At 43.9% G+C, this 7,761-nt stretch carries 6 protein-coding genes, 1 tRNA gene and 1 pseudogene; all 8 read left to right on the top strand.

From position 1 onward, the window contains the following. Window positions 1-1,707 (top strand): polyphosphate kinase 1 (ppk1, locus tag ACRBG0_RS14040; RefSeq protein ID WP_431487500.1); only part of this gene is annotated, 1,707 nt, incomplete at its 5' end. A gap of 410 nt (window positions 1,708-2,117) precedes the next feature. Next, window positions 2,118-2,174: transfer RNA gene (locus ACRBG0_RS14035), tRNA-OTHER, on the top strand. A 209-nt stretch (window positions 2,175-2,383) separates the two neighbouring features. After that, on the top strand, window positions 2,384-4,036 hold the full coding sequence (locus tag ACRBG0_RS14030; RefSeq protein WP_431487499.1) for a PHP domain-containing protein: 1,653 nt from the start codon (window positions 2,384-2,386) through the stop codon (window positions 4,034-4,036). A gap of 168 nt (window positions 4,037-4,204) precedes the next feature. Then, window positions 4,205-4,539 (top strand): annotated as a pseudogene (locus ACRBG0_RS14025) (DUF1573 domain-containing protein); the annotation flags it as partial. A gap of 2 nt (window positions 4,540-4,541) precedes the next feature. Continuing rightward, window positions 4,542-4,742: DUF1573 domain-containing protein (locus ACRBG0_RS14020; protein ID WP_431487498.1), on the top strand; the 201-nt coding region annotated here is incomplete at its 5' end. 112 nt (window positions 4,743-4,854) lie between these two features. Next, a complete protein-coding gene (locus tag ACRBG0_RS14015) occupies window positions 4,855-5,742 on the top strand; it encodes a UbiA-like polyprenyltransferase (protein ID WP_431487497.1) in 888 nt (295 codons plus the stop codon). Between the two features lie 322 nt (window positions 5,743-6,064). After that, complete coding sequence (locus ACRBG0_RS14010; protein WP_431487496.1) at window positions 6,065-6,337, top strand: phosphopantetheine-binding protein; 273 nt, start codon at window positions 6,065-6,067, stop codon at window positions 6,335-6,337. Window positions 6,338-6,487: 150 nt separating this feature from the next. Continuing rightward, window positions 6,488-7,761: hypothetical protein (locus tag ACRBG0_RS14005; protein ID WP_431487495.1), on the top strand; the 1,274-nt coding region annotated here is incomplete at its 3' end.

Raw genomic sequence — 7,761 nt, 5'->3', positions numbered from 1 at the left:
CTCTTCGTGGAAGATTATTTCCGGGATCACATGCTTCCCTTTGTGCAGCCGGTGTTGTTGGTGAAGGATAAAATCCGCCCATTCCTGAATAATGCCCAGTTGTATCTCTCTATTTTGCTACAAGACAAGGATGCGCCTGACAGCCCTAGCGAATATGCGTTGGTGAAAATTCCCTCAGATCACCTTCCTAGGTTTATTCAGTTGCCGAGCCCTAACGGTGAGTATCACATGATCATCCTGGATGATATTGTTCGCCATTCCGTTAGTTGGATGTTTCCTGGGTATGAGATTCTGGACACCTTTTCGCTCAAGCTTACGCGTGATGCAGAGTTGTATATTGATGATGAGTTTTCCGGTGATCTGATTTCTAAAATTAAGCACAGTTTAGCCAAACGTCATGTTGGTCCGGCTTCGCGCTTTGTTTATGATGCGGAGATGCCCGTAGATTTTCTGGAATTTCTCAAGGAAGTATTTAACCTGGAGCGTTTTGATACGCTAAAAGAAGGGCGCTATCATAACAACTTTGATTTTTTTCAGTTTCCAGATTTCGGACTTTCTCATTTGAAAAATCCGGAGCTACCACCTTTGGCTTATGCGCCACTAGAGAAAACAAAAGACTTTTTTGGAGCCGTCAGTGAGCGAGATCATCTCATCCATGTTCCTTATCAAAGTTACGAATCTACCGTTCGCTTTTTTGAAGAAGCAGCTTCAGACCCTGATGTGACACACATCAAAATCGTTCAGTACCGTGTTGCCAAGAAGTCGCGTATTATGCAGGCCCTGCTTAAGGCGATAGCATCAGGTAAGCAGGTGTCGGTATTTATTGAAGTAAAAGCTCGTTTCGACGAAGAAGCCAATTTACGCTGGGGCGAGAAGCTGGAAAAGGCAGGCGTAACGGTTCATTACAGTTTTCCTGGGGTGAAGGTCCACTCTAAACTAGCATTGGTACGGCGATTGGAGAACAACAAGGAAGCCAAACTTTACAGCTATCTGGCAACAGGCAACTTCCACGAAGACACGGCCAAGGTATACGGCGATTTTGGCCTCTTTACTGCCGATGAGCGAATTGTAAACGAAGTAGCGCGGGTGTTCTCTTATTTAGAGACTGTCAAGATTCCTGAAGCACCTTTTGAGCATCTTTTGGTTGGCCAGTTTAACCTTCGGGAGAACCTGGAGAAAAAGATTGATTTTGAAATACAGCAGGCAAAGGCTGGCAAAGAAGCCTGGATGATTTTGAAAATGAACAGCCTTCAGGATCCTCGTATGATTAAAAAACTTTATCAGGCTTCACAGGCCGGGGTGAAGTTTAAGATGATTATTCGTGGAATTTGCTGTTTGGTGCCCGGCAAGAAGGGGTGGAGCGAAAACATCCATGCTATCAGTATTGTAGATCGCTACTTGGAGCACGCACGGGTTTTTGTCTTCCACCATGGTGGTGAAGACCAGATGTACCTTTCCTCTGCCGATTGGATGACTCGTAACCTAAGTTATCGTGTAGAAACAGCTTTTCCCATTTATGATGAGAACATCAAGGTCGAAATCATGGAGAGCCTGCAATTACAGCTGGGGGATAATGTAAAAGCCAGAATACTGGACGAGTCGCTTTCTAATACTTATTACCAATCAGGAAATGACCTCGCTATTCGTTCACAAATAGAGACTTACTATAGCGCAAAGCGGCAGTCGGATGAGCAGATTAATAATTGAGGGTAGATGGGCAGAGGTAAGCCACAATCCAGGCCAGCTGACATCATTCTAATAGTAGTATTACTTCTACTCTTGTTAGGTTTCTTGACGCAATGCAAACAAAGTAAGAAGACCGTTTTTGTAGGCTACGCAGCTGGTAGTATGGTAGACTACCGGTTAGAACTTTATGAAGATTCATCCTACTATTTATCTTGTCCAACTCCTTTAATGGTCTGTTTAAGGAAAGAGTGAACTTTGATGTGAGATCGTTGAAATTTTATTTTCACTGTACTACTTTGATTATCAAGCTATTCAGAAAAAGAATAAAAAAAGATGATTTTTTTTCTGGATAAAGCTTGCAAAAGAGGAATGATCTGTCTTATATTTGCATCGCTTTAGAAATAAAGCACATGGCTGAGCAGCCAGCAGACGCGGATGTAGCTCAGTTGGTAGAGCNNAGGTCGCAGGTTCGAATCTTGTCATCCGCTCAAACCTAGCAGTTCTGGAGAAATCCAGGACTGCTTTTTTTTTGCCCAGGAGGGATTGTACTACGATTCTTCCTATTGGAATTGACTAAGAAAAAACATTTTCTCTACCTCTTCGCGTCCTGGGTGAGCTATCTTTGCATGGATGAAGGTTGGCGTCCTAAAATGAACATTTCGTTCCGCCTAACAAGCCTGACCATAAATAAGCATAAATGACGAATAAAGAAATCGCTACCGCTTTTCGTGAACTGTCTCGCCTGATGGAGCTGCACAAGGAAAACCCCTTCAAAATTCGGTCGTATCAAAATGCGTATATGACCCTGCGCAAGCTGGATCAGCCAGTTTCAGAACTGGCAGAAACAGAACTGGCGAGCATCAAAGGGATAGGAAAGGCCATTTCGGGAAAGATTCGTGAATTGGTGACCAATGGAGAGATGGAAGCTTTGGAAAAGTATCGAGAGATGACACCAGTGGGTGTTCGGGATTTGTTGGGGATATCTGGTTTTGGTCCGAAGAAGGTGCGTACAGTCTGGCAGGAAATGGGGGTGGAGAGTGTTGGAGAGTTGCTCTATGCTGTTAACGAAAACCGTCTGATCGAGATCAAGGGTTTTGGTTTGAAAACCCAGGAAGACCTCAAGAAAAAGTTGGCCTATTTTAAATTGAGCCAAGGTAAATTCCTTTATGCACGCTTGGAGGAACACGCTAAAGACATTCGCGAATTACTACAGCAGCAATTTCCCGATGCACAGGTAGAATGGACAGGCGCCTTGCGCCGCAAGTGTCCAACGCTGGAAAGTGTCGCGATTTTGCTAGGTGGAGTAGCCGCACAAGAAGTAGCTGACCAGCTAGAATGGCCGGAGATCAAAGTAGAGGGAAATACCATCAAGGCGCTTACGGAAGATGAAATTCCGGTAACCCTTTATTGTTGTGCAAAAGAAGAATGGGGATCTAAGCAGTTTCGTTACACGGCTGGCCCTGATTTTATGGAAGCTTTCTTGAAGGCTTTTTCTGGTGTAGATTTCAAGGGGGTAGCCAAAGAGGAAGAAATCTTTGCTAAAGTAAAACTCCCAGTACTGCCACCAGAATTACGAGAGCAGGAGTGGGGCCTTGAGTTGGCACAGGACAACAAGATACCTCAGCTGATAGAAGCAACAGACATCAAAGGCGTTATCCACAGTCATACGACCTATAGCGACGGTATCAATACTTTGCCAGAAATGGTGGCTTACGCCCAAGCCCAAGGGTACGAATATATCGGTATTACGGATCACAGCAAGGCGGCTTTTTATGCCAATGGCCTGAAACCGGAGCGGGTGCTTCAACAGTTCAAGGAAATCGACGAGTTGAATGCTCAAATGACTGATTTTAGAATATTAAAGGGCATTGAAAGTGATATTCTAGCTGATGGATCGCTGGATTATGAGGAAGATTTGCTCAAGCAGTTTGATTTCATCATCGCCAGTGTACACTCCAATCTTCGGATGGATGAAGAGAAAGCCACCCAACGGTTACTCAATGCCATTGAGAACCCTTACACCAGTATGCTGGGGCACCCTACAGGGCGTTTACTATTGTCACGCCCAGGATATCCGATTGATCATAAGAAGGTCATTGATGCTTGTGCAGCTAATCAGGTGGCGATTGAACTTAATGCTAGTCCTTACCGTTTAGACCTCGATTGGACCTGGATTCCCTATGCCTTAGAAAAGGGCGTTTTGATTTCTATCAATCCAGATGCCCATAGTAGAGAAGGTATCCACGATATATATTTTGGTACCTTAGCAGCCCGCAAAGGCGGACTGACTGTCGAACACTGTATTAATGCACGTTCGGTAGATGACTTTTTAGCTTTTGCTAAGAAGTAGAGGAGAAAAAATATTAGGGCAACAGGTCGTTCGGAGTGTTTAAAAGATACCCTTAACAACCGGTTAACAATTTTTGCCGAGCACTTAACAACGCCTTGGCTGGGATTGCTTAATTTTGTGTCAGTAAGATAATCATAAACCATTTTTCACACTAAATCAATTGGAAAGATGCTGAAGTATATTCAGACCCTTGTATGTGTAGCTGTTGTGGCTGCATTCGCAGTAAGTTGCCAGAGTGGCAATAGCGATGTTCGTGAAGCTGCTCGCGAAAATGTTGAAGCTCAGGCTGTTCAGCCTGCAAACCAGGCCCAGAACCCTAACGTTCAGCAGCCTGCAACTCCTGCTGTTCCTGCTGGTCCTACCACTAGCATGACTTTTGATGAAACTACTTTTGACTTCGGTACAGTAAACGAAGGCGAAATGGTTTCTCACACTTACACATTTACCAACACAGGTAGCGAAACACTTGTACTGAGTGATGCTAAAGGAAGCTGTGGTTGTACNNGTACCAAAGTGGCCACGCGAGCCTCTTGCTCCTGGTGCTAGCGCTGATATTACCGTTGAGTTCAACTCTAAGAACAAGAAAGGTAAGCGTAACCAGAAAGTAACCATCACGGCTAACACCAATCCTCCTCAGTCGTTCATTTACCTGACCGGTGAAGTAACGCCTGCTGAAGGTGGTGCAGCTCCTGCTGTTACTCAATAAGGTATTGCAAGATTTTAGACTTAAAATTTAAGTCGATGAGCCATTCTGGTAACAGGATGGCTCATTTTTTGTTATAATGGGGTGAATTTCACTTTAAGTCAACATTTCCTTTATGTCGGTTATCGGATTCGGACAACAATTCAAAAGCTACCTTTCGTTAGTAAAGTTCAGCCATACCATTTTTGCACTACCATTTGCTTTGGTAGGTTTTACGCTGGGGACTTTAGAGACTGGCGTTTTTAATAGCAAGCTGCTTTTACTGGTGATTTTGTGTATGGTGTTTGCGCGATCCGCGGCGATGGCCTTTAACCGTTACCTTGATCGAGATATAGACGTTCAGAACCCACGTACAAAGGTGCGAGAAATTCCCGCTGGGGTGATCTCTGCCCGTTCAGCATTGTATTTTGTTATCGGCAACAGTTTGCTGTTTTGGCTCACCACCTGGTTTATCAACCCGCTTTGTTTTGTGCTGGCACCTGTTGCGCTACTGGTGGTGTTGGGTTATAGTTACACCAAGCGCTTTACCTCCTGGTGCCATTTTGTACTTGGCTTAGGTTTGGCATTGGCTCCGGTGGGTGCTTTTCTAGCCGTAACAGGGCATTTCAGTGTGGTGAGTGTCTTGTATGGTACGGTTGTTCTCCTATGGGTCTCTGGTTTTGACATCATTTACGCTCTCCAGGATCGAGATTTTGATGAAGGCTTGGGCCTACAGTCTATCCCGGTAGCTTTGGGTAGAGTAGGGGCCTTACGGCTCTCCAACGGCCTGCATCTGGTGTGTGGTCTGGTGCTACTTTATGCGGTATACCTACAGGGTGGTAGCTACCATGCTTTTGACTGGCTTCATTGGTTGGCTGCTGCGATCTTTTTGTTGTTATTGGGCTATCAGCATACTCTCGTGAAGCCAGACGACCTTTCTAAAATAAATATCGCCTTTTTTACGACCAACGGTCTGGCTAGTTTAGCCTTTGGCGGACTAGTGATATTGGATGTATTGGTGTGAGGGGAAATTCGCTATTCGCTTGGGGTGTCAGCGTCGCAGGTGAAACCTATGCTGAGCGTTAGTCATGGAATTCTATTGTCTTGTTCGTCGTAATTGGGCATTACGTTCCTCCTCTGGAGAGCCCTTCTTTTGCTGGTCTAGTTCATACTCAATACAATTTATCCCGTAATATTGTAACGTTCCCCTTATTACCAGTATAAATTACCGCATCATTAGCATTTTCTGGTGCCAATTAAACCCAATAGACTTGTTCTGCACGTACTTCACAACGCAAGCCTTACACTTTTAAACCTTTACCCCCTTACGCTTTAAAAACCTTATCATGTTCACACACCCCCTTATTGACACCACCAATGTCGTTCGCTTTCTTCGCCTCACGCTAAGGCAAATTAAGCCTAGTTTACCTGAAAATATTGATACTACAGACAATTTTAAACAAGACTGGGGCTTAAATTCCCTTGACTTGGTGGAATATATTGCCTGTATTGAAAATCACTTTATGATAGCCGTCTCCGATGAAGACCGGGAGCAAATGGTCAGCATCCAGGCTGTGCTGAACTATTTGTTAAGTAAAACAGAAATGGCAGCAGCATGAAAAGTTAAGCATCTCGGTGATAAACCTGGCAGGCTATAATCGCTGCTTTTACGGAAGAAGGGACGTGTATAGAGGAAAAATAAAAATATGTGATTAACTTTGGTTACCTCAGTGTTCTATAAGAAACAATGTTTTGGGGAAAGCCACACTATGAAAAAACGCATTACCTTACTTTTCTTCTACTTGAGTATTTGCACATTGTCGAATACTTACTCACAGACCTTTAAGGAGACTATTGATAGTATGCTCGGTAACCTTGAAGCCGTAACGGATCATCGAGGGCGGGTAGATATACTCAATGAAGTTGCTTATTCTTACCGAAGGCTTTCTCCGGATAGCGTATTGCTATATAGCAATCGTGCTATTGCTTTGGCCAATAAGATCGGCTACAAGAAAGGCTTGTCTTTTGCCTACAAAAATAAGGGCATTGGTTTCTATAAACTTGGAATTGCTCCGGATACGGTCATCTATTACTATCAGAAGGCAATAGATTATGCCGAGGAAGTTGATGATTATTATACCCAGGCAGCTTGTTATAATAATATAGGGCTGGTAGGGGTTGCAGAATTAACATACAATGAATCTATTCAGTATTTTCTAAAGGGGATAGGGGTATTTGATGCACATATTCCTGAAGAAAACCGTCTTAAGGCGCTGATGTTAGGGAATATAGGTACTGCTTACCACCGAGATGGAGACAACAAACGGGGCATCCGCTATTACGAGGAGTCGCTGGCTATGGCCAAACGAATTGGTGATAAATCTATCCCTTCCATTTTTGTCGACGAGCTAGCAAGGGCAAGGATGGAAGAAGGCGATATAGAAGGTGCACTTCGGGATATAACGGAATTGATGCCATTACATGATGAAATCGGCGATTTCGAGTCAAAGGCAGAGACGCTGCTAACTTTAGCAGAGGTAAAGATGGAAATGGGCCTATATCGTGAGACGATTAAGTATGGGCAGGAAGCTTATACTATTGCTGTTGAACGTGGGTTTTCACGAATCCAGTCACGTTCTTTAATTTGGATGGCCTATGGCCTCAAGGGTATTGGAAATTTAAGTGAAGCTATAGCGACAGCTAAGGAGGCTCTTGCTATTGCGGAGTTGGGATTCTCCTTGGAGCTGCAATCAAGAGCTGTGAGCATTTTAGCCAACGCTTATTCTGAATTAGGCGATTTTCAAAAAGCTTATGAATATGCCGATTACTATAACCGTTTGGTAAAGCAAAGGCAAGACCAGGAAAAGCAACGAATCACAGATGAATTAGAAGCTAAATACCAAAATGAAAAACAGCTATTGGAAATTAGCGAACTCAAAGAAGAGAAAGAGGCACAGGAAAGAAGATTGTATGGCTTAATTGCACTCGTTCTACTTGGGGGCTGCGTATTAGGAGTCATGGTTTATAACATTCGCCAGAAAAA

The organism is Lewinella sp. (assembly GCF_050633125.1).
Lineage (GTDB): Bacteria > Bacteroidota > Bacteroidia > Chitinophagales > Saprospiraceae > Lewinella.
This window is presented reverse-complemented; position numbering and strand designations above follow the sequence as displayed.